Here is a 22,044-nt window from a genome sequence, read left to right on the forward strand (position 1 = left end):
ACCACACGTTCGAGTAAGCAGCTATCTATCGGGAAGAATCAACCGCCGGGGATCTGCAGCACCTGGCCGATGCGAATGGTGTCGTTCTTGAGTTCGTTGGTTCTACGCAGGCGATTGAGGCTGACGGCGTATTGTCTTGCGATTGCGATCAATGTCTCGCCACGAGAAATTGTATGTCGGCGGGGAGCCTCTTTCTCCTGTTTCGCTGCCAACCAGGTACCGGGAGGCGGCTGATAGTTAAAATAGTCGGAAATACCTGCCAGCAAGGCTTTGGCTACCTTTCTCTGGTGGGCCGGATCTTTCAGACGACGCTCTTCATCAGGATTGGAGATAAATGCGGTCTCCACCAGCAGTGAAGGAATATCCGGAGACTTCAGCACCATGAATCCAGCTTGTTGCACACGCTTTTTATGTGTCTTGCCCAGTTTTTTCAGCTGGCGAAAGACCCTGTCCGCCGCGGTGGAACTCGCCTGCTGGGTACCAGTTTGCGAGAGATCAAGCAGGACCGTGAACAAATCCTCGCCCTTGCCCTTGCCCTCAAATAAAACGCCGCCAACAAGATCTGCACTGTTTTCCCGCTCCGCCAGCCATTTTGCCGCCTCGTTGGACGCCCCTCTGCGGGAGAGGGTGTAGACGGATGAGCCTCTTACTCTTGAATCCTTAAAGGCGTCTGCATGGATTGATATAAACAGATCTGCATGGTGCTTGCGCGCCTTCGACATCCGTTTGCGCAAGCCGAGATAGTAGTCACCATCCCTGATCAGCACCCCGCGCATACCCGGCTTCCGATTAATCAGTTTTACCAGTTTGCGACCAATCGCCAGCACCACATCTTTCTCATAGGTACCGCGTTTCCCCCTGGCACCGGGATCTTCTCCACCGTGACCGGGATCGACCGCAATCACCACGTCTCTTTTCCCCGGCTTCTTTGCCGTTTTCACCGGGGTGGTGCGGCGCTTGCTGCTCTCCTTTTTGTCGTAGAGATCAACAACCAGCCGGTAGCCATACTGGCGATTTGGCTCAAGCAGAAAACTTTTTTCCTTGACCGCCATGTTGAGGTCGAATACCACTCGCACATCGCGCTTGTTGCGTTCCGCACTGCGCAGCCGCTTGATGAACCTGTTGTTGGATTCAGGCTGAGGCAGTTTCGTGGAGAGCCGGGTATTTTTAAGGTCCAGAACCAGCCGGTCCGGCTTGTCCAGTGTGAAGATTTTGTGTTCAACCAGGGAGTTGGTATCAAAAACCAACCGAACGTGATCGGGCGCAGACCAGATGCGCAGGTTGCGAACATCAGACTGCCCCGCATAGAGCGGCAGACTCCAGAAGAGGGCCAGAATCAGAATTGTGATAATTTTTTTCATGTTCCCAGATGACCCTGTTAGGCCTATGACTAAAAATAGCACGGACTTCCATTTTTTCCAACCTTTTCGGTCAGATAGCCTGACTTCCTCGCCATAAGTTCAATGTTCCCATTAAACCCTTTGTAAATCCTTGATAAGTTGCTTTCCTTTCTCAGAGCTGGACGAGAGCTTGAGCACTCTGCCCGTTTCCTGATATTCAAGTCTGATCCGCAGATCAGCCGAAGGCAATACACCTTTACCCCGATCTGGCCACTCCACCAGCAGTATAGCCTTCTCATCCATCAGATCCTGGATGCCGAGATACTCCAGCTCCTCCGGGTCTGCCAGCCGATAGAGGTCGAAATGGTAACACGCCGCCCCCTCCAGTTCGTAGGGTTCAAGCAGTGTGTAGGTGGGACTCTTTACCGCGCCCTGAAAACCCAATGCGCGGATAAAACCTCGTGCAAGGGTTGTTTTTCCCGTGCCCAGATTCCCTTCCAGATAGACGGTAAGCGGCGGTTTACATCGCTTGGCAAGACTGGCGCCGAAGGATTCCTGCTCCGCCTCACTATGCAGTTCAAGCCTCATAACTGCCACACTCCAGATTGAGCAACGGCCGCAGCTCCAGCAAAAGATCACCAGCCAACATACCCCGTTCGCCCTGCACGGCAGCCCTGTCTCCAGCTGCAGCATGTAGTGCGACGCCCAGTTCAGCAGCCAATCCGGGCTCAAAACCCTGCACCAGCAATGCAGCGATAATACCTGTGAGTATGTCACCGCTACCACCGGTCGCCATGCCTGGATTCCCGTCACTGCAGAGTGCCGGCGGGCGACTGCTGCCGTCAGCAATCAATGTCCCGGCACCCTTGAGTACCTGGGTACCGCCAAATCTCTCCTGCAGCAACCTCAATGCCTCAAACCGGTCTGCCTGAATTTTGCTGGTTTTTTCTCCCAGCAGTCGCCCCGCCTCACCAGGATGAGGCGTCAATATCCAATTCGGTCTTTTTATCGGTTCCTGCGCCAATAGATTGAGGGCATCTGCATCCACCACCAGAGGCAGACCGGAGGCAAGTGCCTGTTGATAGAGTGATCTGCCCCATTCTCCCTGGCCCAAGCCGGGACCCAGGGCAATGGCATCCGCCCTTTCGATCAGCGGAGCAAGAGACACACCGTTCGTCACGGGGTGGCACATCAGCTCGGGACGGCCGATATTGAGCAACGACGCATTGTCGGGATGGGTCGCCACGGAAACCAATCCGGTGCCGGTGCGTACAGCGGCTTCCGCCGCCAGGCGGATTGCACCGGAGAACCCCCGGTCACCCCCAATGAGCAGCAGGTGGCCAAAATCCCCTTTGTGGGCGGTACGTCTTCTGGGCGCCAGCAGTTGAGCCTGTTTATTCCAATCGATACGGCGGGCTGACAGAATCTGCCTGCTGTAGATTCGGGCGGGCAACTCCAGAGCATCAAAATGGATACGCCCACAACAGTCCGGTCCTGCGCCGGTAAACATCCCCTGTTTAAGCCCAATAAAGCTAAGGGTCGCATCCGCTCGTGTGGCAATCCCCATGAGCTGGCCTGTGTCTGAATTGAGGCCGGAGGGGATATCCACAGCGAGGACAGGAGCCTGATGACGATTGATCGACTCGATCATTTCGGCCCAGGCACCAGTCACATCTCTCTCCAGACCAGTGCCCAACAGGGCATCGATAATGAGGTCAGTCTTCCGCGGCAGACTAGGAAACGGGGCTGTCTCGCCACCGACCTCTTCCCACTTCTGCACCATTGTCAGAGCATCACCACGGATACGCGCTGAATCACCAAGCTGCAGCAACAACACCTCCAGTCCGGCTTGCCTCGCCAGGCGTGCCACCACAAATCCATCGCCACCGTTGTTGCCCGTACCGCATATAACTGTGATGTGGCGGGCCGCAGGCCAGCTTGCCTGCAGAAGCTGGAAGATGCAGGAACCCGCCCGTTCCATCAGATCGGCACCGGGAATCTCATACTCTTCGATGGCGATCCGGTCGAACGCCCGCACCTGATCGGCGCGATAGAGTGCATAGGGCAGCGATTCCGTGTAGGGCATGACTCGCATAAAAAAACGTCCTTTGATATTAACGAAAACCATACCGCGAAGCCGGTCCCGGATACCAGTTTAATCGCCGATCGGGGTATAGTTCGGGTTTATGGATCAAGCGCCTATTCCCAATCACCAACAACTCGCCGCAAACATCAAGATTTGGGGGGCAGAGCTGGGTTTCCAGCAGGTTGGCATCACCGACACTGAACTCTCACTGGCGGAGGCACGATTCAACGATTGGTTGCAAAAGGGCTTTCACGGAGAGATGTCCTATATGGCCCGCCACGGCAACAAGCGCAGCCGTCCCGCAGAACTGGAACCCGGCACCCGGCGGATAATCTCGGTACGTTTGGACTACCTGCCTGAACCCACGCAGAAGAGCCGGGAGATACTGGAATCTCCCACGCAGGCATTCATCTCACGATATGCCTTGGGCCGGGACTACCACAAGTTGATGCGCAAGCGTCTGCAGCAACTGGCCAAAAGGATCAGCAGAGAAATCGGTAACTTCGGCTACCGGGTCTATGTCGACTCCGCCCCGGTTTTGGAGAAACCGCTGGCGGAAAAAGCCGGTCTTGGCTGGATCGGCAAACACAGCAATCTGATCAATTGCAAGGCCGGCTCCTGGTTCTTTCTTGGCGAGATCTATACCGACTTGCCGCTCCCTATCGACCAGCCTGCATCCAACCACTGCGGCAGTTGCCGCGCCTGTCTCAATATCTGTCCGACCCAGGCCATTGTCGAACCCTATGTCGTGGATGCCCGCCGTTGCATCTCCTATCTGACTATCGAACAACAGGGTTCAATCCCAGAATCGCTGAGAAGCAGTATCGGCAACCGCATCTACGGCTGCGATGATTGTCAGCAGGTCTGTCCCTGGAACCGCTTTGCAAAACTCGGACCTGAGCAGGACTTTGCCCCGCGCAACGGCCTCAACAGCGCCACGCTGACAGCGCTCTTTGCATGGGATGAGACAAACTTTCTGAAACGTACCGAAGGGTCTGCAATACGCCGCATCGGCCACCAATCCTGGCTGCGCAATATTGCAGTGGCACTGGGCAATGCACCGCATTCAGAGAATATCGAGGCCGTACTCAAGGTGCGCGAACATGACCCGGCAGAACTGGTGAGAGAGCATGTCCGCTGGGCTTTGGCCAGGCAGCGCAGCAAATCACCGGGTTAAGCGGATCTGCACCGCCATTATAATCCGTGCCGACAACAATCCGGCAAGGACACCCAGCATATCCACCACCACATCACTCAGCCGAGGCGTTCGCCCGGGCACAAAAAACTGCAAGACTTCTGTCGACACTGCCAACAACAGCAATCCAATAAGCACACTGGGCAGACGCGCCCGTGAGTCAAGAAACAGTCCAGCGGAGAGCAGCAAAAAACCGAGCAGATGTCCCAGTTTGGAGATGTCCCAACTCACAGGCCAGAACGCCAACGGTTCAAAGCCATGGTGGTAGCGGCCTATCTCAAGATGTATACCCACCCACTGCCCAAACTGCTGGATTTGCACTTCGATAGCCTGCTTAACCTCCTGAGGCTGCAGGATACCCGCCGCGATCAGCAGCAACAGCAGCGCAATCATCCAGCCTTGGGGGGTAGACCAATAACGCTGCAGCAGCAGTCGCAGAGCCCACAGGCCAGTGGCCAGCCATAGGACTGCCAGCAGTAATTTCCCGGCACTGAAAAGCGCCTGAGACTCCGCCTGATGCAGTGCAAGCCCCCTGACCCAGATCCTGCCCGGCACATGGTAGAGACCGATCTCAAGACGCAATTCAACGGCCTCTTCAGGCACAGTGACAAGCAGCGAATAATCTCGCCACTCATTATCGCCAATCAGGCCGGTGAGGATATAAGGTATATGGTAGAACCCTTGCCCGAAGCTGTCATAAGCAATCAACTCCACCCTCGCCTCATGCCAACTGCGTCTGCCGCTCTCGACACCGGACGTCCTGACCTCTCCCTGCAACAGAAGTTGCTTGGGCATTCTTTTGACATCCAGCTTTTGGATCACGCTGTTCGATTCACTTTCCGGCGCATTGTCGACACGCAGTTCAGCCAATAGGGCTGGCGTTGATACCTCGCTCTTGCCCGGGCCTTGTTTCCAACCCTTCAGGCCCTGCTCGAACAGGGGGTTATTCAACAGCTCTGGACCGACGGGTTTGACTGGTGAAATCGAAGTAAAAAAAAGCAGCGTCAGTGCCGCAAGCAGCAGCACAATCCAGTTCACGGACCAGATCAAGCGCAGTGGATGAGGCAATTGAGTCGGATCAACAAATGGTGTTTGCCGGTTCCGCTGCGCTTGAACCGGCCTGCATCACTATCAGGAAAGACGCAGGAAATTATCACGGTAGAATTTCAGCTCGGCGATAGAGTCGCGAATATCATCGATCGCCAGATGCTTCGACTCTTTGGTAAAACCATCGGCCATATCTGGCGCCCAGCGCTTCGCAAGCTCCTTCAGCGTACTGACATCAAGATTGCGGTAATGGAAATAATCTTCCAGTTTCGGCATGGTACGGGACATGAATCGACGGTCCTGGCAGATACTGTTGCCACACATCGGGGAGGCTCCGGCAGGCACGTATTGCTGTAGAAACGCCAGCGTCTCCGCTTCCGCCGTCGCTTCATCATGTTCGCTTTCACGGACCCTTGCGATAAGACCGGAGCCACCATGCTGTTTCTGATTCCACTCATCCATGCCATCGAGCAGGGCTTCTGATTGCCGTACCGCGATTACAGGCCCTTCAGCCAGAATATTGAGGTCGGCATCGGTAACAATGGTTGCGATCTCGATGATCTCATCATTGACTGTATCCAGCCCCGTCATCTCCAGGTCGAGCCAAATCAGGTTGTTGGGGTCTTGAGTCATGCACGAATCCTCATACAGATAGGGGTTACCACGATGCGCGAATTCTAGCAGGAAGCGGGCGCAGACTGTATTCTTCCTCCATTGACCTGATCCGAACGACCCATTCCAAGCTGAAGGAGTCCATTACTTGATGCCGTTTTTCACTCAACTCTTCCTGCTCGCCCTGGCCGCAGGCACGATTCTGCAACTCTGGCTGCTGGCCCGTCAGACGCGCCATGTTGTTGACCACCGGGAGAAAGTGCCCGAGGAGTTTTCCGGCAAGGTAGAACTCGACGATCATCAGAAAGCTGCCGATTACACCGGGGCCAAAGCAGGTATTGCGCGGCTTGAGGTTATCTTCAGCACTCTGCTTCTGCTGGTCTGGACACTGGGTGGTGGCCTCGAACTGTTCAGCCGTTTCTGGAATAGCCTGGGTTTCGATGCTCTCCTGACCGGCGTCGCTTTTATCTTTTCGGTATTTTTTATCTCCAGTTTACTGGATCTGCCTTTTTCACTCTGGCGCACCTTCAAAATCGAGGCAGCTTTTGGCTTCAACCGTTCCACCCTGGGTGGTTTTTTCAAAGACCGTCTGCTGGGTGCGGCTATAGGATTGGCGATAGGCGCACCCTTATTGTGGGGCATTCTCTGGCTCATGGACTCGGCGGGTATCTACTGGTGGCTGGCGGCCTGGGCTGTATGGATCAGTTTCACCCTGATCCTTACCTGGGCCTATCCCCGCATCATCGCCCCCCTGTTCAACAAATTCACCCCGTTGGAAGCAGGCGAGATGCGCGATCGGATTCAGGGTCTGCTCAGACGCTGTGGTTTCACCAGCGACGGCATCTTCGTGATGGATGGCTCCAAGCGCTCCAGCCACGGTAACGCCTACTTCACCGGATTCGGCAAGCACAAGCGGATCGTCTTTTTCGATACCCTGATCGAGGCCCTCACGCCGGACGAGATGGAGGCGGTGCTGGCCCACGAACTGGGCCATTTTAGCCGCAAACATATTCTCAAGCAGATGGTAATGATGGCGCTGATCTCTCTCGCCGGTCTGGCGCTGCTGGGTTGGTTGTCGCAACAGACCTGGTTCTACACGGATCTGGGTATGACTCAACCTTCCAACGCGGCAGCACTGCTGTTGTTCATGCTGGCAGCACCTGTCTTCACCCTATTCTTCTCCCCTATCGGCAGCTATATCTCGCGCCGGCATGAGTTTGAGGCAGACGACTATGCTATCGCACAAACCAAAGGGGAATATTTGGTGCAGGCACTTGTCAAACTCTATCAGGATAATGCGAGCACCCTGACACCGGACCCACTCTACTCCATGTTTCACGACAGTCATCCGCCGGCGCCGGTACGCATCGCCCACATAACAGAACAATCTTAAGAAAGAGGATAACTTGATGCTTAGAATACTGATAATGATCGCTTCGATCTCAGCTGCATTCAGCGCTACCATACAGGCAGCTGACGTCAAGGCGGGCAAAGAGCTGGTCGACAATAACTGCGTCCGCTGCCACGGCGCAGAAGTCTACACACGGAAAGACAGAATGGTCACTACGCTGCCGGGTCTGCACAAACAGGTGCGCCGTTGCGAACAGATGCTGGGACTGACCTGGTTTGACGAAGATGTCGACAATGCGGCCGCCCATCTCAACGAACAGTTCTACAAACTGAAGTAGTGTCCCGGCGCCGCCTCACCCAGCAGCAACGGGCCAGGATAGAGAGTATCCAGGAACGGCGACGAACAAAACTCGCTGAACGTGCTGAGCAGAGCCTCTCTGATGCCAGTGAAACCCCATCACAGGAAGGCAAGGTGGTAATCCGCCATGGCGCCACCCTCGGCGTCGTGGATGAGAACGGCCAGGTCTTTCAATGCCTGATCCGCCAGAACATCGGACACCCTGTTTGCGGCGACCGGGTAGTCTGGCAGCCGGTGGACGATCATAGCGGTGTGGTCACCGCCCTCCAACCAAGAACGAGTGTGCTCAGCCGCCCCGACTACGGCGGCCGCGAGAAACCTCTGGCCGCCAACATCACCCAACTGGTCGTGGTACTCGCCCCTCGTCCTGAACCCAGCGGTTATCTGCTCGACCAATACCTGATCACCGCCGAGACCATTGGGATTCGGCCATTGATCGCTATCAACAAGATCGATCTGCTTGAAAATGAGGGCAAACAGCGCTTTCTCTCTGCTTACGATCTCTATCGCAGAATTGGATATGAGTTGGTGGAGGTGAGTGCAAAACTGGCCCACGGTCTGGACAGCCTCATTCAACACCTTGCGGGGGAAACCAGCATCCTGGTGGGGCAATCGGGGGTGGGAAAATCCTCTCTGATCAACGCACTGCTGCCAAATCTGGAGATCGAAACCGGCAGACTCTCGGAAGCTTCAGGGTTGGGACGACATACTACATCGACTGCAACCTACTATAACCTGCAGGAAGGGGGAGAGTTGATCGATTCTCCCGGCGTGCGCAGTTTTCGACTGACCAAGTTAAGCAGAGGGCAGCTGGAACAGGGATTTCCCGAGTTCCGCCCTTTTCTCGGCCACTGCCGTTTCAATAACTGCTCGCATCTGCATGAACCCGGATGCGCAATCAGGCAGGCAATTGAGGCGGGGGAAGTCTCCCCCCAGAGATTGGATAACTTCCTCCATCTGGCACAATCCATCACTTCCGGACAGAGTTGAGCGCTGGAGGCTACTTCTGACCGGCAGAGGGCTTACTTGGGGCATCCATAACCTGGATAGTCGACGGGTCGTCACCAAATCTGGTGCCACCGCCCTTGCCTTTTCCGATGTTGTCTGGGGAGATCAACATCTCGGTGAAAGCCCGGCTGTCATCACCGTAGATTCCGTCTCCGCCTTCATCCGAAAAATCACCCTGGCCAAAATAGTCGGGAGACGCTGTCGGGTCTCCGGCCTGACCGGAAAAAGCGCTGGGAATGAAAAAAACCAGCAGTCCGATGATCATTATCCTGGTCAATCGTTTCACTTGTCCCACTCCCGATTTTGTTCAAAATCCGCATTCATCTTCCGACTGTTTTAAGCACAGCAGGACTCTATTTCTGCTCGGCCAACATACTGAATTATTGAGCCAATTACCATATTTGTGTCCCGAAGTTCACATTTTCTGCTTGTAACCAATGGTAAAAAAAACGGCTTGGTTTTCACTAATGATTTGGTATCAAAGCAATCAGATCAGCCCCACCAAGCACCGACTTCCCGACAATCAACTCGCCTCCATAAGCACTGATGATATCGCTCACCACCGCCAACCCTATGCCCTGTCCCGGCTGCTGCTCATCCATGCGCCTGCCTCGCTGCAAGACACTTTCAGCCTGGGCTTGTGGGATACCGGCTCCGTCATCCTCAACGTGCAGTTCGATGCCATCGCCGGTAGCAAGGCCGGATACCCGCACTTGCTGACTGCCATATTTCCAGGCGTTGTCCATCAGATTACCCATAAATTCCATCAGATCACCCTCATCACCTGGAAACCCGAGATCGTCCGGCAGATCCAGCTCCCATCGGATCCCCTTTTCCAGGTAGACCTTACTGAGCGTTATGGCAATCCTTTCCACTGCTACCCTCACCGGAGTACTGAGGGCTAAAGTGGAACGTCCGGATGCCGCAGCACGCTGCAACTGGTGACTGACGATCTGGTTCATGCGGTCGACCTGCTCTGCGAGTTGACGACTTTCATTCCGATCACCTGTTTCTGGCCGCTCGGCCATGCCTTGCAGGATTGCCAGGGGGGTTTTGAGACTATGAGCCAGATCACCCAGACTGTCCCGGTATCGCTGCTGTCTGGACTGAGCCTGGCGAATCAGAGAATTAATGTTATCTGTCAGCCCAGTCAACTCCTGCGGATAGACCCCTTTGAGTTGATCCGACCCCCCGGATTCAATATCACTCAGCTCGTCGGATACCTTGCGCAGAGGGAACAACCCCCAACGCAGCACTCCCCCCTGCGCCAGTAACAACACCAGTGCCGCACCACCCAGCCAGTAGAAAAGCGTATTACGGAAGGTGGTAATCTGAACCTGATGCGGCTGCATGTCTTCCACGACCGAAAGCACATATTGGGTTTCGACACCGTCAAAATCCTCCCAGGACACACCGAAGCTCAGGGCAACCACTTCGCCGCCATTACCGGAGCGGACCTGACTGAAACGCCGCTCTCCAGGCTCCACCGACGGTTCCCCAATATTCAGATGGCGCCCCACTGCTGATGCAGAACGCCAGTCGAACGAAATATCGGGACTATGGACCTCTGCATAGAATCCGGAATCCGGCAGGTTGAAACGGGGGTCAGAGAGTATTTCCGGCATCGTCAGTCGGCCCTGATCATCCTCACCCGCCGCTGCCAACAGTGCATAGACGCTGGCCTGCAAACTCTCCCTCAGCGCTTTCTCTGCACTGGATCGAAAGGCCTTGTCCAAGGCCATCCCGGTCAAACCCAGGAAGGCAGTCAGCACCAGGCTTGCAGCCAGCAGCAGTCGGATGTGAATCGATAGATTCATCCCGATCTGGCAAGTACAAAACGGTATCCCCTGCCCCGCAGGGTCTCGATCGGTTTGTAATGCTCTTCGGGATCAAGTTTTTTACGCAACCGACGGACAAAGACCTCGATTACATTGCTGTCACGATCCCAATCCTGATCGTAGAGATGCTCGGTCAATTCGCTCTTCGAGACCACCTCGCCGGCGTGCATCATCATATATTCAAGCACTTTGTATTCGTATGCGGTGAGATCGATGGGGTTGTCGTCGAGCTTGACGCTCTGGCTGCGGGTATCCAGCTCCACCGGACCACATGCCAACACCGGCTGGGACCAGCCTGCCGCCCGCCGCAGGAGAGCATTCAACCTCGCCAGCAATTCTTCGACATGAAAGGGTTTGACCAGATAGTCGTCTGCACCTGCTTCAAGACCTTCAACCTTGTCCTGCCAGTTGCCCCGTGCGGTAAGGATCAGGATCGGAAAATGTTTACCCAATTTCCGTAATTCGCGGATCACCTCGATACCTGACATCTCCGGCAGACCGATATCCACGATCCCTACGTCAATGGCATATTCCCGTCCCAGGAAGAGCCCTTCGCGGCCATCCGCACCGGCATCCACGGTAAAACCTTCGCGGCTCAACCGTTCGGTCAGCGGCTCTCTCAACTCCGCTTCATCTTCTACCAACAAAACACGCACGATTTTGTTCCCTCTATCTGCGGCGATTGCCCGCAGGCGCATGCTTACGCCCCCTGGGAAGCTGCTGCCCACTTCTACCGTCGATCTGCATCCGTTTTACCCGCCCCTGTTTATCAAGGATGCGGATATCGTAGATCTCCCGGCCTTCCCACTCACGGGTCTCGGCCGAGATCACTCTGCCGTCACTGTCGAGGCGGGCACTCTCAACCGCCTGATCCAGGCTTATACGATTGCCAGCCAGCGAGGCATCAGCCCCAAGCAGTATCAACAGCAGCCACATAACGTTCAGCTTTCGAGTCAGACGCATTTCGGTTCAACCTGTGCCTTGGGAGGAAAACCGTACTGCCTGCGCATTACCTCGATCTTCCAGCCGCGAATTAAATATCATCCACTGGGGTGACACCAACCCGAACACGAATTCGCTTGCCCGGATGGTGTTTGGTGCGAGTGGTGAACACCTTACCTTTATAACGATACTTTACACGATAGCCGACCAACTGTTCTTCATACTCGGTATAAGTTTCAACCTCGCACTGCCGTTCCGTGGTAGTGGTATAGTGCCCTCCACGTTGGTTCCGGGAAATATCATTGCCAATCGAGGCACCCAGAAGGGTACCGGCGACGGTCGAGGCATCGCGTCCGCGACCCTGACCGAACTGATTACCAACCACGCCGCCGATGATGCCACCGAGCACGGTGCCGGTATAGGATTTACGTCTTGGCTGATAGTGCGTGACCTGCTCATCCCAACAGTGCTTTTCAGGACGTGAGATCTCAATGGTCTTGTAGATAGGGTCAACATCGACAACCTTGGCGGTGTCCCGGTAGTTGTGACCGTGCCCGCGGCCGGCAGTTGCACTCATGGAGGCTGCCAACAAAACGGTTCCGAGTGTGATGGCGATCTTTTTCATGGTTCTCTCCTAAACGATGTCTTAACCATTTGGACGAGACCTTTGGCTCATCCTTTGATTACAGACTACGCCCTGCAAACTGAACCGAGCCTTAACCGAGAAAATGATCGCCCGGTACGCTTCAGCGAGGGCTACTGGAGACAAACGTAGGCCCGATCAAGCATAGCGGATCGGGCAAACTGAAAGTGATGGTTACCAAAGGGTTGCCGGTTCCCCTGCGCTTGAACCAGTCTACTCAAACCAGGCGTTCAGCATCAAACCTTCTGCGCCACAATCATGGCAACATCCCGAAAGCCTTTCCTGAGATCCCCCAGGCGGTTCTCCTCCCGGTAGAAACGGAGCGAAAGGGGTGACAGGAGGGCGATGAGTTCATTGTCGCCAAGTCGGTAAGCAGAATTTGACGGGCCGGTGTCAGATACAGCAATGCGGGTAAAGGTCTGGTAGAAAATCAACCCGCCTGGCTTTAGGGCAGTAATCAGGGCCGGCATCAAGTCACGATTGAGAAAGTAGCTCACCACAATCACATCAAAGGCGTTCTCAGTCAGCAGGTCCTGTTCCACATCCCGCTGCTCCGCATTGAGAACCAACCCCTCTGAAGCCGCCAGATGTTGTAACCGTTCAACAGCAACGCTGGATATGTCCCATGCGCTAACCTCCAATCCGAATCTGGCCAGTTCCATTGCATTGCCACCCAGCCCGCAGGCCAGATCCAGCGCATTTCCTGTTTCAGGCAGCAGATGAAGGTTCTCCAACAGCACTTCAGCTGCCGATGGCTGCTTGTCGGGATCAGCGTGGCGCTGATCCCACATCATCTTGAGTTCGGCTGTGGCCTTCTCCATCAGAGGGCATCCAGGCCGCGAGCCAGGTCGGCCTGGATATCGGCAACGCTCTCCAGTCCCACGGCGATCCTCAACAACCCGGTAGAAATACCAGAGGCTGCTTTCTCCTCATCGGAGAGGCGCCCGTGAGTGGTGGTGGCAGGATGCGTGATAGTCGTCTTGGTGTCTCCAAGGTTGGCTGTGATCGAAAGCATGTTAGTCGCATCGATCACAGACCAGGCCGCCGTTTGGCCGCCCTTGAGCTCAAAGGAGAGAATCCCCCCCGCTGCCTGCTGTTGTTGCAATGCTATCTCATGTTGGGGATGGGAAGTCAGTCCCGGATAGTGGACCCGGGCGACCTGCGGATGCAACTCAAGCCACTCGGCCAAAACCTGAGCACTCTGCGAATGGGCCAACATACGCAGTTGCAACGTCTCCAGGCCCTTCAGAAACACCCAGGCGTTGAAAGGACTCATGGTTGGACCGGCGGTACGCAGCACGCCAAACACTTCTTCTCCAACAAGTTTGCTGTCACCAACTACCGCACCGCCAACGCAACGGCCCTGTCCGTCCAGGTACTTGGTAGCCGAATGCACCACGATATCAGCGCCCAGTCCCAACGGCCGTTGCAGCGCGGGGGTACAGAAACAGTTATCCACCACGAGCAGACAATCATGCGCGTGCGCCAATGCCGCAAGCGCCTGCAAATCAACAATCTCGGTCAGTGGATTTGACGGGGTTTCAAGAAACAGCAGCCTTGTCTCCGAACGAATGGCCTGTTCCCATGCGCCCAGGTCACTGAGTTCAACAAAGCTAGTTTTTATGCCGAACCTGCTCAGGTATTTATTGAAAAGTACCGTGGTGGTTCCGAAAACGCTGCGTGAAGAGACGATATGATCCCCCGCTTCGAGCAGGCCCATGCAGGTGGCAAGAATTGCCGCCATACCGGAAGCGGTGGCGACACAGGATTCGCCCCCTTCCAGCGCCGCCAAGCGCTCTTCAAAGGTGCGCACTGTAGGATTGGTAAAGCGTGCGTAGATATTACCCGGCTCATCTCCGCTGAATCTTGCCGCCGCCTCCGCGGCACTGCTGAAAACAAAACTGGAGGTGGGAAAGATGGGTTCGCTATGCTCCCCTTCTGCTGTTCTTGCGTGTCCTGTACGAATTGCCTGGGTGGCAAACTCCCAGAGAGTTGGGTCATCTATCGGCATCTTTTACTCCTGTCGTAATGCGATCAACAAGGGTGCTGCCGGATCTAAAAGACCTAAACAAAAAAACCGCCCAATGGCGGCTAAAGCAGGTACCCTCGCTTTAGCGGTATTTATCAAGCGCCCGCAATTTGAGAAAAATCGGCGCTCCGGAAAGGTTAGCCCCGGCATCAATGTGTGTCAATCACTGCTGGGAGAAGTAATCTGCGAGAAATTGATCGAAAGAGATCTTATCCGCCGACTCGATAACACCCTGCTGTTCCCAGGAACGCTCCGCCTCTTCGGTGAATACCCGCTGCCGTTCAGCAGAAAGCTGTTGCTTTAAAAAATAGTCCTGATGGTCGTGGGAGATTCGCTGGGCAAATTCAAAAAAGCTCTCTCCGTTTTCCCGCATCTCCGCCAGCATCCTGGCAGAGGGCGTCAACTCAGGATAACGCGCCCGCTCACTAAGCTGTTCAAGCGCCCTGCTGTAGGTTCGTGCACCTGTTCCTTGATCCAGGATTTCACATACTGCCTGCATCGATTCACAGATCTCAAGCGCCCAGTCACGCAAGCGTATCTCCCGACCATTCCGCTGCAGAAAAAGTTCAGGATCTCTCCCTCGGTGAGCAGATGCCCCTTCATTGCGATCTATCTCCCGTTGCTCGAAGACATTGATCGACGGGCTGTCGAGCAGCTGACAAAACAGCATGAATGCTTCCAGAAAATAGACCTGCTGCTCATCTATGCCCAGTGGGTCGAAGGCATTGACATCCAAAGACCTGAGTTCGACATATCGCACCCCTCGGCGCTGCAGGGCGAGAATAGGTTTCTCCAGGCCGTCCGGAATCTGCTTTGGACGAACGGTACTGTAATACTCGTTCTCGATCTGCAGAATATTGGCGTTTAACTGTTCGTAACGGCCATCCACTTTGACCCCGATCATCCGGTAGATTGGGCAGGCTGTCTCGGTGGCCCGTCCCAGGGTCTCGACATAGGCGTCCAGACAATCGTAGCAGGCCTTGATACCCGTTCCCTGCTCCTTGCTGTTCTGGTAACCGATATCCCCCATACGCAGGGAGGTGGCATAGGGATAGTAGTAGGTATATTTATCGAAGGGTTTGAGATTGGTCGCCCGGCCGCCCAGAAATGATTTACAGACAGCGGGAGAGGCGCCGAACAGATAGGGAATCAGCCAGCCGAAACGCTGCAGATTTCGCAGCATGCCGAAATAGGATTCAGTGATAAATCGTTGCAGATCCCTCTGATCCCCCTCCTGTTCCTGAAACAGGGGCCAGAAACGCTCAGGCAACGAGTAGTTGAAATGCACACCGGCGATAACCTGCATCACACGCCCATAACGATGTCCCAGCCCCCGTCGATAGACCGTTTTCATGGTGCCCGCATTAGAGGTTCCATAGCGAGCCAGCGGAATGCGTTCCCCTCCTTCGACCACGCAGGGCATGCTGGTGGCCCAGAGCAGTTCATTATCCAGATGATCGTAGACGAATTTCTGGGCATCACGAAGAAAAGCGAGGGGCTGTTTTCTGTCGGCAAAAGGCGGCGTAATGAACTCAGTCAACGCCTCAGAATAGTCCGTGGTGATATAAGAATGGCACAGGGGAGAACCAAGATTCAGTGGATGCGCTGCCTGGGAGATACCCCCGCTACTGGAAACCCTCAAACTCTCCTTTTCCAGGCCTACGAACCCCCCACGCAGGAGATCTGTCGATCGGTCCCGCACTAGTCGAAGCAGCCGCTGTTCCAGTTTTTCGTACAAGACCCGCGCAAGCCTCAGGGTGTTTTAAAAGACCGGGGATTATAACTCGCAGTTTATTATCAAACACTGATATTTTTTTCCGGTCACCACCACGCTGAATAAAATAATAAACTGAAGTTTATTCCTCTTTGGCCGATAGTATTACGATAATAAGACAAAAAAGGTTTCAGCATGAAAAATAATATTGACAGAATACTGGTTTGGGCGGCGATAACCCTGCTCATTATCGCAACTGCCACGGCCTTTCTTTCACCCGATTCGACTACAACACGCTGGCTGCTATTGATCAGCATGCCTCTGCTTGTGTTTGCAATCCTCTGGGGACAACGCATCAGGGCTCGATACAAACGCATGAGACGATTGGCCCACGAGTCTCTGACAGCCGCCATCCGGGACTATGAAGTCAACTCCAACCAGGTAATGGGGAAAAGTTCACAGCAATTCAATACATTGCGGGATTCCATTGATCAGGCTGGAAATATCATGACTAACGCTACCCAGCGTCTCTCCGGCAGTCTGGCCGGACTGGAGCACGAGTCCACTGGTCAACGTGAGAAGTTACAGGAGATGGTGGATGAACTCCTGGTGCTGGTTTCGAGCGATGATCAGAAAGAGCAGACCGAAGGTATACAGAAATTCACCATCGAGACGGAACAGCTCATCGGCCGTTTCGTCACTACCGTGACTGACCTCAAGAGCGCCAGTGACCAGATCGCAGTCGAGTTTGGCAGAATGAACCAGCAGGTTGAGGGGGTTGGCAACCTTCTGAACGACGTGAATACCATCACCGCACAGACCGATCTGCTGGCCCTCAACGCCGCAATCGAGGCAGCCCGAGCGGGCGAAGCAGGCCGTGGGTTCGCAGTGGTGGCAGATGAAGTCCGCAGTCTGGCGCAGCGAACCAGCCAATTCAGTGAACAGATTCGCTCACTATTGTCGGAAATTGAAATATCGATCAAAACCGTCGACGCTTCGGTGGAAAAAGCGACCAGCACCGATCTCAGTGTTGCTGCCAAATCTCAGGAGAGTGTTGCGTCAATGTGGGATGAGATCCAGGGGCTCAACAACAAGGCCACACATCAATCACAATCGATTGCGGGAATTTCCGAGAATATTCATCATCTCGTTAGCGAGGGTATCATCTCCCTGCAGTTCGAAGACATCGTCAATCAACTGCTGATCCAGATAGCAGACCGTTCCCGGAAGATGGAGCGCTATCTGCACGACGTGATCACAATTCAACGCCCGTCAGGGGATCTGGATGCAGCGGTCTTCCAGCATCGGGCTCAACAGTTGCAGGCACTGCTCTCCACCGCCGACAGACATTTCGGCGACATGGATGAGACAGCAATCACCCAGAGTTCAGTGGATGAGGGTGAGGTGCAGCTGTTTTAGAGCAGTTGCCGGGGAACGGACCGCATCGACCATTTAGCGCATCACGGCTCTTGGTGCCTGCAAATGAATCGAATCCGCTAAAATTCTTGCGGTTTCATTGAGTTGGATCAGGCTGGCAGCTTCGCTCTCTACTTTATCGGCTTCGTCATCGTGGTCTTCCCGGTCACGGTCCGTTTTGATGGACGCCATTCCGCTTGCGATACGGAAACGGTTTTTATGGTCCATCCGCGCCTTTTCACGCTGATCCCACTCTAGTTTGCGTTGACTCTCCAGTAAGGTGATTTCGGTACGGTCTTCAATCTCCTGGATACGCTTCTCCTGTTCAAGCAGCATCTGGAAGCCGGCATCTTTAGAGATTCGGCCCTTATGGCGATCCAACAGGTGGGAGACTGCATTACCCCCTTTTGGGGCGTAGCGGGCTGCCTTGATCTGCGCCCAAGGTAGCGCATTATCCAGAGAGCGCTCGCCATGTTTGGCCGAGTAGCTGGCCATTGGAAAGAGGATATCCGGAACCACACCACGGTGCTGGGTACTGCCGCCGTTGATGCGGAAAAATTGCGCCATAGTCAACCTTAGTCTGCCGAGGTCATCCTCATTGCTCGGTACAAAACGCCCCAGATCCACCAACGTCTGCACTGTACCCTTTCCAAAAGTCGGCTCGCCGATGACAATACCCCGCTGGTAGTCCTGGATGGCACCGGCAAAGATTTCAGAGGCTGACGCACTGTTGCGGTCCACCAAAACCGCCAGCGGACCATCGTATGCAATACCTGTATCGGGATCCCGCTCCACTTCGACCTTCCCGAAAGCGTCCTTGATCTGAACCACGGGGCCTGTGTCGATAAAGATTCCCGTCAGTTCGGTCGCCTCCGAAAGGGAGCCACCGCCATTCTGGCGCAGATCGATAACGACGCCATCCACAGCGGTTTTTTTCAACTCGGTAACCAGCTTACGCACGTCTCTCGTGGTACTGCGAAAACTCTCATCGCCTCGCCCTTCCGCCGCAAAATCCCGATAGAATGTCGGCACCTCAATCACGCCGATGCGCAGCTTTCCCATCCCCTCCAAACCTTCGATCACCGAACTCTTTGCGGCCTGTTCCTCCAGCTTGATCTTGTTGCGAACCAGTGTCACCAATTGGGTTTTGCCGCCGGAACCGGCATCTTTCGGCAGAATCCGCAGTCGTACGACCGTACCCTTGGGTCCACGAATCTTTTCCACCACATCCTGCAGGCGCCAGCCAATAATGTCGAGGATGTCACCCTCAAGCCCCTGGCCAACACCGACAATCCTGTCACCGGCATGCACATCTCCGCTAAATTTCGCGGGGCCTCCGGCCACTGTTTTCTGTACCACAGTGAACTCGTCATCCATGCGCAATACGGCACCTATGCCTTCTAGAGAGAGGCGCATACTGATATCGAAGTTCTCTGAGGTGCTGGGTGACATATAGCTGGTATGAGGTTCAAGACTCAAGGTGTAGGCATTGATGAAAGCCTGGTAGATGTCGTTTGAATCAAACTGGCTGATCCTGCGTTGAAGTCCTTCATAGCGTTCTTTCAGGGTTTTACGAATCTCGTCGTCTTCCTTTCCGGTCAAACGCAGATTTAGAAAGTCGTTTTTGACCCGTTTCCGCCATATATCCTCCAATTCGGTTCGGGTTTGAGCCCATGGCGCATCTTCCCTGTCGAACTGGTAGACCTCATCAATCGAGAAATCGAAGCCGGTATCAACCAGTTTGAGAGCAGTTTCGACCGCCTCATCGACCCGCTTCCGGTAGATGCGGAATATCGCAAATGCCGGTTCCAGCCTGGCATTTAGCAGATAGTTATCAAGTTTATCCTGATACAGGGAGATCCCTTCGATATCTTTGGCAGTAAAAAATGATCGATTGGGGTCGAGCGAGTCGAGGTAACGATCCAGAAGCTGCCCCGACATCTCATCGTCCAGTTTCGCTTTCTTGTAGTGATACTTGTCTATCACCTTCAGAATGATCATGGTGGACTGACGGTGTTGCTGAGTTGGCTCGAGCTCATCGAGTGGCAGGACACGCCTTTCTCCCCACGCCTGAGAAGACACGAGGAACAACGCAAGCAGGGTGTAGACACTCTTCCTAATAAATATCATTCATCCACCTGTATGGGATCTAAATTCAGCAGGCCGCTGAAAAAAACATATCAACTTTACGTTCGACCTCAATCCTGCAGTGCAGGTTCCTGAGAGTCTATTGTTGGCTTCATAAAATCTTGTGCCACTCTACGGAGGAATCAAGACGCTTTTCGAAAAGTGTTACAACTTTTCATGCAATCCCTCAACGATCTCCAGATAGTCCGGCGCACCGGGGGACAAAAAACCGTGCCTGATCATAAAATCGATAACGACCAGGTTACAGTTCAATTTGAACTCATCGGTTTGCCTCACGATCCGCGCTACCTCTTCCAGATTCATGAGGTAGAAAGCCTCAACCTCACCGTCTGTGTTTTGCGGCACGAAATCCTCAGGCAGCTCCAGATCATAGCAGTATAGCGTATCCGGTTTTAATCCTGTTTCCGTTTCCCGACAATAGGTTAGTGCGCCAACAGGAATCGCGCTGAGAGCCAGTTCACAGGGTACCGCAGCTTCTTCCCAACACTCCTTTTGCAGATTCTCCGCAAAACCCAGGCTCTGTGGCAGGCCGCCAGCCACCATATTGTCCAGTTTACCTGGATAGATCTTGCGATCCGAGGCTCGCCGGGCAATCCAGAGTTTGATGCCTTCCCCACTCCGCACATAACCATTCAGGTGCTGGCCGTAGGCACGGAGACCAAAATAGGGGGCCGCTGTCCGGTCAATAGTTGCGAAGGCATCCTCCCGGCCAGACGCAGTAACGGGGTATCGTTCCCCATGACTATGGGAGATGACCCCCTGCTCCACGAGTGCATTCACTATTTCGTCCAGCGCCTGAGTACGATCATCCATCTCACTGATTTCGCGAGTGAAATTGACACGATTTTCACTTATAGAAAATAGATTCGGCCACTGAGCGAGCGCTTTCACCATCTTCGGCTTCAACCTGCCGACACACTTGTCATCGATAAAGAGTGGCCGGAAATTCTCCGGATTCCAGTGATTGCAGTCCCTGATATGCCGCAGGTATCCCTCTGCTTCCTTCATCTCTTTTTTCATGTTGTTCTCTGTCCTGCGCCTGTCAATTTGGCTTCTTCCCACAGCTGGTCGAGTTCCTCCGTTGAAAGCTGCCGAAGGGTTTTCGCCTGCTCTCCAAGTCGGTCCTCCATGTAGGTGAAACAGCTGGAAAACTTGCGATTGGCACGCCGCAAGGCACTCTCTGCATCCACGCCAGCATGACGGGCAAGATTAACGCAGCTGAACAGCAGATCGCCAACCTCTTCTTCGATCTCCTGTTTCACACCGCTTTGAAGTGCGGCTTGGCACTCCGCCAGCGCTTCATCGATCTTCTGGCTGGCACCGGCTATATCCTGCCAGTCGAAACCGACTCTGGCCGCTCGCTTTTGCAATTTCTCCGCACGCATCAGCGCCGGCAAGGCTGAGGCAACGCTATGTAATGTCCCTGAGCCACTATATCCGGCTTTTTTCTTACGTTCCTGAGACTTGTGGCCCTCCCAAGCCTGGCGTTGCTGGTGCCGATCCCCTGGCTTCTCTTCTGCAAAGACATGGGGATGACGCCGAACCATTTTGTCATTTATCGCACAGACAACGTCATCGAAGACAAATTCGCCTGCCTCTTCGGCCATTCTGGCGTGAAAGACTACCTGGAACAGCAGATCCCCCAACTCTTCACAGAGCCCAGGCATATCTCCCTGCTGTATGACGTCCTCAACCTCATAGGCCTCTTCGATGGTATAGGGAACCACGGTTTCGAAGGTCTGTTCGCGATCCCAGGGACACCCCTTCTCCGGGTCGCGAAGCCTGGCCATTATCTCGATCAAGCGTTCCAATGAAGCCGACATTCGCACCTCTGCCAAGAAAAATAGCCAACTAAGGGGCCACTGAAGTAAGTCTGAACGCAAAATACGAGTTCATGACTTGTTCAGCGGCTTGCTAACCACCGACACAAATTTTTACAGCCGCCAGTATGAATTTCAGAGAAAATTGACAGGATATTTATTCATATAACCAGCTTGCGACTCTTGCCTTAGATTGTGAGCCAGTTCACAATACACAGTACATGAAGTAGTAGGGGATTTAGGTATGAGCCCTTCAATGGCGCTAACAGCACTGGCATACACTGCCGAAGAGACGCCTGTCCACCCAATGGATCTGGCGCCTGTTGATAAAATTCGCTATTACGAACATGAGATCACGCGTCTCACACCCGCATTGACACCTCTTGAGCGCAACCTGATTGAAACCTATCGCTATCTGCTTCGGGAGTGTCGAGAGCAGTTGAACCTCTCCTGACATCTTATCGAATCACCCATCACCCGATCCGACTGACGATCTTC

General features: G+C 54.3%; 22 protein-coding genes. 6 read left to right on the plus strand and 16 right to left on the minus strand.

Features of this window, described 5'->3' with window-relative positions:
• Positions 1-38: 38 nt before the first annotated feature.
• The 3 genes from HPY30_02325 to HPY30_02335 all read right to left on the minus strand — a co-directional run bounded on the left by HPY30_02325 (position 39) and on the right by HPY30_02335 (position 3,426).
• Positions 39-1,361: an AMIN domain-containing protein gene (locus HPY30_02325; protein QYZ64930.1), complete on the minus strand. Its 1,323-nt coding sequence runs from the start codon at positions 1,359-1,361 to the stop codon at positions 39-41.
• Between the two features lie 111 nt (positions 1,362-1,472).
• Positions 1,473-1,928, minus strand: coding sequence for a tRNA (adenosine(37)-N6)-threonylcarbamoyltransferase complex ATPase subunit type 1 TsaE (tsaE, locus tag HPY30_02330; GenBank protein QYZ64931.1), 456 nt, complete (start codon positions 1,926-1,928; stop codon positions 1,473-1,475).
• The gene (locus HPY30_02335; protein QYZ67872.1) at positions 1,918-3,426 is read right to left on the minus strand and encodes an NAD(P)H-hydrate dehydratase; all 1,509 of its coding nucleotides are present in this window, start codon (positions 3,424-3,426) and stop codon (positions 1,918-1,920) included. The genes tsaE and HPY30_02335 overlap by 11 nt, the downstream gene beginning before the upstream one ends.
• Positions 3,427-3,526: 100 nt before the next feature.
• Here HPY30_02335 and queG point away from each other — a divergent pair, with 100 nt between their 5' ends.
• Positions 3,527-4,603 carry a tRNA epoxyqueuosine(34) reductase QueG gene (queG, locus tag HPY30_02340; protein QYZ64932.1) on the plus strand — a complete coding sequence of 359 codons (1,077 nt, stop codon included), beginning with the start codon at positions 3,527-3,529 and terminating at the stop codon, positions 4,601-4,603.
• Here queG and HPY30_02345 read toward each other — a convergent pair.
• Both HPY30_02345 and orn read right to left on the minus strand, forming a co-directional pair.
• Complete coding sequence (locus tag HPY30_02345) at positions 4,592-5,659, minus strand: VanZ family protein (GenBank protein ID QYZ64933.1); 1,068 nt, start codon at positions 5,657-5,659, stop codon at positions 4,592-4,594. The genes queG and HPY30_02345 overlap by 12 nt on opposite strands.
• A 93-nt stretch (positions 5,660-5,752) precedes the next feature.
• On the minus strand, positions 5,753-6,301 hold the full coding sequence (gene orn / locus HPY30_02350; protein ID QYZ64934.1) for an oligoribonuclease: 549 nt from the start codon (positions 6,299-6,301) through the stop codon (positions 5,753-5,755).
• A gap of 130 nt (positions 6,302-6,431) precedes the next feature.
• Between orn and HPY30_02355 the strand changes: the two genes are divergently transcribed.
• Genes HPY30_02355 through rsgA form a run of 3 tightly spaced genes read left to right on the plus strand, consistent with a single transcriptional unit; the run spans position 6,432 to position 8,978 of the window.
• Positions 6,432-7,673, plus strand: coding sequence for a M48 family metallopeptidase (locus HPY30_02355; protein QYZ64935.1), 1,242 nt, complete (start codon positions 6,432-6,434; stop codon positions 7,671-7,673).
• 16 nt (positions 7,674-7,689) lie between these two features.
• Positions 7,690-7,968: a cytochrome c gene (locus tag HPY30_02360; GenBank protein ID QYZ64936.1), complete on the plus strand. Its 279-nt coding sequence runs from the start codon at positions 7,690-7,692 to the stop codon at positions 7,966-7,968.
• The gene (gene rsgA, locus HPY30_02365; protein ID QYZ64937.1) at positions 7,968-8,978 is read left to right on the plus strand and encodes a small ribosomal subunit biogenesis GTPase RsgA; all 1,011 of its coding nucleotides are present in this window, start codon (positions 7,968-7,970) and stop codon (positions 8,976-8,978) included. Before HPY30_02360 ends, rsgA begins: the two co-directional genes overlap by 1 nt.
• Positions 8,979-8,988: 10 nt before the next feature.
• Here the strand turns inward: rsgA and HPY30_02370 are convergent, their stop codons facing one another.
• The 8 genes from HPY30_02370 to HPY30_02405 form a co-directional block, all read right to left on the minus strand.
• Positions 8,989-9,282: a hypothetical protein gene (locus tag HPY30_02370; GenBank protein QYZ64938.1), complete on the minus strand. Its 294-nt coding sequence runs from the start codon at positions 9,280-9,282 to the stop codon at positions 8,989-8,991.
• A 178-nt stretch (positions 9,283-9,460) separates the two neighbouring features.
• Positions 9,461-10,813: a histidine kinase gene (locus tag HPY30_02375; protein ID QYZ64939.1), complete on the minus strand. Its 1,353-nt coding sequence runs from the start codon at positions 10,811-10,813 to the stop codon at positions 9,461-9,463.
• Positions 10,810-11,490: a response regulator transcription factor gene (locus HPY30_02380; GenBank protein ID QYZ67873.1), complete on the minus strand. Its 681-nt coding sequence runs from the start codon at positions 11,488-11,490 to the stop codon at positions 10,810-10,812. The genes HPY30_02375 and HPY30_02380 overlap by 4 nt, the downstream gene beginning before the upstream one ends.
• 13 nt (positions 11,491-11,503) lie before the next feature.
• A complete protein-coding gene (locus HPY30_02385) occupies positions 11,504-11,797 on the minus strand; it encodes a ribosome biogenesis GTPase RsgA (protein QYZ64940.1) in 294 nt (97 codons plus the stop codon).
• Positions 11,798-11,867: 70 nt separating this feature from the next.
• Complete coding sequence (locus HPY30_02390; protein QYZ64941.1) at positions 11,868-12,401, minus strand: glycine zipper 2TM domain-containing protein; 534 nt, start codon at positions 12,399-12,401, stop codon at positions 11,868-11,870.
• A gap of 254 nt (positions 12,402-12,655) precedes the next feature.
• Positions 12,656-13,240 (minus strand): methyltransferase domain-containing protein, encoded by a 585-nt coding sequence (locus tag HPY30_02395; GenBank protein QYZ64942.1) that lies wholly within the window; start codon positions 13,238-13,240, stop codon positions 12,656-12,658.
• Positions 13,240-14,430 (minus strand): O-succinylhomoserine sulfhydrylase, encoded by a 1,191-nt coding sequence (locus HPY30_02400; protein ID QYZ64943.1) that lies wholly within the window; start codon positions 14,428-14,430, stop codon positions 13,240-13,242. The genes HPY30_02395 and HPY30_02400 overlap by 1 nt, the downstream gene beginning before the upstream one ends.
• Positions 14,431-14,611: 181 nt before the next feature.
• Positions 14,612-16,186 (minus strand): glutamate--cysteine ligase, encoded by a 1,575-nt coding sequence (locus HPY30_02405; protein ID QYZ64944.1) that lies wholly within the window; start codon positions 16,184-16,186, stop codon positions 14,612-14,614.
• Between the two features lie 171 nt (positions 16,187-16,357).
• On the opposite strand from HPY30_02405, the gene HPY30_02410 reads away from it, so the two are divergent.
• Positions 16,358-17,581: a hypothetical protein gene (locus HPY30_02410; GenBank protein ID QYZ64945.1), complete on the plus strand. Its 1,224-nt coding sequence runs from the start codon at positions 16,358-16,360 to the stop codon at positions 17,579-17,581.
• Positions 17,582-17,614: 33 nt separating this feature from the next.
• Here the strand turns inward: HPY30_02410 and HPY30_02415 are convergent, their stop codons facing one another.
• From HPY30_02415 to mazG, 3 genes are all read right to left on the minus strand, one after another.
• A complete protein-coding gene (locus tag HPY30_02415) occupies positions 17,615-19,708 on the minus strand; it encodes a carboxy terminal-processing peptidase (GenBank protein ID QYZ64946.1) in 2,094 nt (697 codons plus the stop codon).
• Positions 19,709-19,870: 162 nt separating this feature from the next.
• On the minus strand, positions 19,871-20,734 hold the full coding sequence (locus HPY30_02420) for a DUF4743 domain-containing protein (protein QYZ67874.1): 864 nt from the start codon (positions 20,732-20,734) through the stop codon (positions 19,871-19,873).
• A gap of 8 nt (positions 20,735-20,742) precedes the next feature.
• A complete protein-coding gene (gene mazG, locus HPY30_02425; protein ID QYZ64947.1) occupies positions 20,743-21,549 on the minus strand; it encodes a nucleoside triphosphate pyrophosphohydrolase in 807 nt (268 codons plus the stop codon).
• A gap of 241 nt (positions 21,550-21,790) precedes the next feature.
• Between mazG and HPY30_02430 the strand changes: the two genes are divergently transcribed.
• On the plus strand, positions 21,791-22,000 hold the full coding sequence (locus HPY30_02430) for a hypothetical protein (GenBank protein ID QYZ64948.1): 210 nt from the start codon (positions 21,791-21,793) through the stop codon (positions 21,998-22,000).
• Positions 22,001-22,044: the final 44 nt, after the last annotated feature.

It is taken from the genome of Gammaproteobacteria bacterium (ex Lamellibrachia satsuma) (assembly GCA_019623805.1).
Classification (GTDB): Bacteria; Pseudomonadota; Gammaproteobacteria; order Chromatiales; family Chromatiaceae; genus QGON01.